Below are 4,135 nucleotides of genomic sequence, written 5' to 3'. Positions count from 1 at the left end.
CGGCTCGCGGCCGAACTGCGACGCGAGGGCGGCGACCCGGCGGCCGGTGTCGCCGGTGACGCGCGTGCGGTCGCCGCCGCCGTCCGGCGCTGGGCGGACGCCGGCGCCACCACCGTCGTCCTGCAACCGACCGGCGACGAGCCCGACCTGGAGGGCTTCGTACGGTTCGCGGCCGAGGAGGTCCGGCCACTCGTCCACTGACGGGCGGCGGACGGGAGGCGCCTGTCTCCGGCGCGGTGTCGACCGAGGCCCGCGTACGAGCGCGAGTCCCCAGGACACGCCGGTCGAGCGGGCGCGGTGGTACCTGACCCGCTCACGCCAGAGACGGCCGGACAGGTCCCCCGGTGTCTCCCGCCGCGTTCGCGTACGCGGCGGCCTGCAGGAGATACAGCTCGCGGTACGCGCCCTCGCGCGCCATGAGCTCGTCGTGTGTGCCGCTGGCGGTGATCCGGCCGTGTTCGAGTACGTGGATCATGTCGGCGTCGCGGATGTTGGCGAGCCGGTGTGTGATCAGGACCACCGTACGGCCGCGCATGTGGCGGCGGATCGCCTCGAAGAGCGTGTGCTCGGCCCGCGCGTCCAGGTTCGAGGACGGCTCGTCGCAGATGATCAGAGGGGCGTCGCGGTAGAAGCCGCGAGAGACGGCGATCCGCTGCCACTGGCCGCCGGACAGCTCGTGGGAGTCCTTGAACCGGCGGTCCAGCATCGTGTCCCAGCCGTGGGGCAGTTCGGCGACCACCTCGTCGGTGCCGGCGGAGACGGCCGCGCGGTCGAGGCGCCCGGGGTCGCCTTCGTCGCCCAGCACGACGTTGGCGCGGGCGGTCATCGGCCAGTGGGCGTGGTCCTGCGCGATGACCGCGACCCGTGAGCGTACGGCCTGGGCGTCGGTGCCTGCCAGGTCCACCCCGTCCCAGCGGATGCGGCCCGAGCCGGGCGTGTACAGGTGGGCGAGCAGCTTGGCCAGCGTGCTCTTGCCGGATCCGTTCTCCCCGACCAGCGCCATGATCTGCCCGGCGGGCAGGGTGAGGGACACGTCGCGTAGCGCCGGCTCATCGCTTCCGGGATAGGTGAACGACACGTTCTCCACGGTGATCGAGGTGAGGCCGTCGGGCACCTCGGCGGTGGCCGGCGGCGGCAGGTGGGCGCGGGCGGTGGCGAGGAACGTCGTGTAGTCGGTGAGGTACAGGCCCTGCTCGTAGCAGTCGTTCACCGCGTGGATCAGCTGGGACAGGGCGGCCCGGCTCGTACGGATGGCCAGGACGGCGGTGCCGGCGACGGCGAGGGGCAGCCACGCCGCGGCCAGCAGCAGCCCGAGCGCGAGGTAGACCAGCCCGCCGGCCAGCCCGGACCCGGCGTCCCCGGCGAGCCGGGTGGCGGTGTTCCTGCGCGCGAGGCGGAGCTGGGCGTCGCGGTAGACGCCGGCCACCCGCCGGTACTGGGCGAGCAGAAGGTCCTGGAGGGTGTACGAACGCAGGTCGGCGGCATACCGGCGGTTGCTGAGCAGGTCGCCGAGGATCACCGAGTGGTAGCGGGGGCCGACCGTCTCCACCATCATCAGGTACCGCGAGCGCGCGACGCGGATCGCCGCCCAGGCTTCGGGCAGCGCGGTGACGAGCAGGAGCGGGAGCAGCACTGGATGCAGGGTGGTGATGGCGATCGCCGCGGCCGCGAAGGAGGTCATGCCGGTGACGATGTCGATCGTGGCCGAGACCACCTGCTCCGCCGCCGAGGCGCCCGGTCCCTCGGCGCGCATGAGGGCCTCGTAGAACTCCGAGTCGTCGTAGCTGGCGAGGTCGATGCGGCTCGTCACCTCATACAGCTCCATCTCGGCCCGCTGCTGGACCCGCGGGGTCAGCCTGGCCTGCGCCCACCCGGCGGCGGCCGACAGCATCGAGCGCAGGACCGCCGCCCCGCCGACGAGAAGCAGGGACGGCAGCGCCGCGCGTATCCGATCCGGCGTCGGGCCCGCGGCGAGCAGGGCGTCGAGCACACCGGTCGTGGCGAGCAGGCCCAGCGCGGTGAAGACCCCCGACAACAGGTTCAGCGCGATCGTGGTGATCGTGTCGGCGGGCCCGGCGCGCCAGGCCAGGCGCAGCGCCTGGCCGATCAGCGCGGGCAGGCGGCGGGCGACGGCCGTGAACCGGGCGGTCGCGGCCGCCTCGGCGTGGTCGTACCAGTGGAGGGTCGCCACCGTCGGCAGGACGTCGTCCTCGCCCTCACCCGGAACGCCGCCCGGCTCTTCGTCGTCGTCGCGTGCGGTGTCGGCCGATGGCATCTCGTCCATCCCACCCCCAGGCTCCGCCCTCATGATGGGCGTCTCCGGGGCGGGCCGCTGTGTCACCTGGCACGGTCGGGGAGACCGGCGGCCGGCCGTCTCACCGGCCGGCGCTCACCGCCGGCCGCTCGGCGGAGAGCGGGGCGGCGATGTCCTCCAGCGAACGCCCGGCGGCCTCCACGCCGATGACCGCCTCCACGATGCCGGCGAGGATCATCAGGCCCGCGCCCAGCAGGTACCCGTCGGCGACCGTGCCGGCGTGGCCCGTGTCGACGAGCCTGCCGAACAGCAGCGGGCCGATGATGCCGCCGAGCGCGGTGCCGACGGCGTAGAACGCGGCGATGGCCATCGCGCGGGTCTCCATCGGGAAGATCTCCGAGACGGTCAGGTACGCGGAGCTGGCGCCGGCCGAGGCGAAGAAGAACACCACGACCCAGCAGACCGTGAGCGTCACCGCGGACAGGTGGCCGCCGCGGAACAGCGTCGCGGTGCCGATCAGCAGCACGCCGGACAGGATGTACGTGCCGGAGATCATCACCTTGCGGCCGAGCCGGTCGAACAGGCGGCCGAGCACGAACGCGCCGAAGAAGTTGCCGAGGCCGATCGGGACCAGGTACCAGCCGGCGTGGTCGTCGGGCGTCTTGAAGAACTTCGACAGGACCAGCGCGTACGTGAAGAACACCGCGTTGTACAGGAAGGCCTGGCCCACGAAGAGCGAGAGCCCGAGGACGGTACGCCGCGGGTAGCGGCTCACGGCGGTACGGACGATCTCGCCGAAGCCGACCGTGTGACGCTGGCGGATGGTGATCTTCTCCTCCACCTCGCCGAGCGGCTGCCCGGTCTCGTCGGCGACCTCCCGTTCGATGCCGCGGACGACCTCCTCGGCCTCGCCGTCCCGGCCGTGGATGAACAGCCACCGCGGGCTCTCCGGGACGATCCGCCGGACGAAGAGGATGCCGACGCCGAGAACGGCGCCGAGGGCGAACAGCAGCCGCCAGCCGACGTTCTCCGGCAGCAGCGAGGCGTTGAGCACCGGCACCGACAGCAGGGCCGCGAAGGTCGTGCCCAGCCAGAACGACCCGTTCACCACGATGTCGACGGTGCCGCGCAGCCGGGCCGGGATCAGCTCGTCGATGGCCGAGTTGACCGCCGCGTACTCGCCGCCGATCCCCATGCCGGTGACGATCCGGCAGAGGTAGAACCAGATGGGGGAGAAGGAGAACGCGGTCGCCACGGTGGCGAGCAGGTAGACCGTGAGCGTGACGAGGAAGAGCCTCTTGCGCCCGAACCGGTCGGTGAGATGGCCGAAGACGAGCGCGCCGGCGCACGCGCCCGCCACGTACAGCGCCGCGCCCAGCCCGACCTGCGAGTCGCTGAGCCCCAGCCCGCCGGCCGTGGAGGTCAGCCGCGGGCCGATGACCCCGACCACGTTCACCTCGAGGCCGTCGAGGATCCACACGGTGCCCAGGCCGATGAGGATCAGCCAGTGCCAGCGCGCCCAGGGGAGCCGGTCGAGCCGCGCGGGCACGTTCGTCTCGATCTTTTTCAGACCATCGGCGCCCATGCGGCCTCCTCGTCCCCTCGCCGTCGATCGGAACCGACGAGGTGGGTACCCCCCTCTCCGCGCGCAAACGTACGTCCCGCGGCATCACCGGCCGCGGAGGCCGGTCGGCGGCGAGGGCGTCGTCTTCGCGACAGGGCCCTACTGGGGGCGATCCGGCTCCCGGTCGTCCGGCTCGGCGTGTTCCGGCGCCGGGGGTTCCCGCCGCCCGTCCTCCGGCTCGTCCGTGCCACGCCCCGGCCGCACCCGTTCGCCGCGGCCGACTTCGCCGGCACCTCGTACGCCGCGCTCACCGCCGG

At 73.0% G+C, this 4,135-nt stretch carries 2 protein-coding genes and 1 pseudogene; 1 reads left to right on the top strand and 2 read right to left on the bottom strand.

Annotated features, from left to right (window positions below; genetic code table 11):
- Positions 1-201 (top strand): annotated as a pseudogene (locus tag ACFFNX_RS43890) (LLM class flavin-dependent oxidoreductase); the annotation flags it as partial.
- A 112-nt stretch (positions 202-313) separates the two neighbouring features.
- Here the strand turns inward: ACFFNX_RS43890 and ACFFNX_RS43885 are convergent.
- Together ACFFNX_RS43885 and ACFFNX_RS43880 are read right to left on the bottom strand one after the other, a co-directional pair.
- Entirely contained in the window at positions 314-2,284 is a 1,971-nt protein-coding gene (locus ACFFNX_RS43885) for an ABC transporter ATP-binding protein (RefSeq protein WP_378212183.1), read from the bottom strand.
- Positions 2,285-2,375: 91 nt separating this feature from the next.
- Positions 2,376-3,839 (bottom strand): MFS transporter, encoded by a 1,464-nt coding sequence (locus ACFFNX_RS43880; protein WP_378212182.1) that lies wholly within the window; start codon positions 3,837-3,839, stop codon positions 2,376-2,378.
- Positions 3,840-4,135 lie beyond the last annotated feature (296 nt).

This window comes from Actinoallomurus acaciae (genome assembly GCF_042429965.1).
Lineage (GTDB): Bacteria > Actinomycetota > Actinomycetes > Streptosporangiales > Streptosporangiaceae > Actinoallomurus > Actinoallomurus acaciae.
This window is presented reverse-complemented; position numbering and strand designations above follow the sequence as displayed.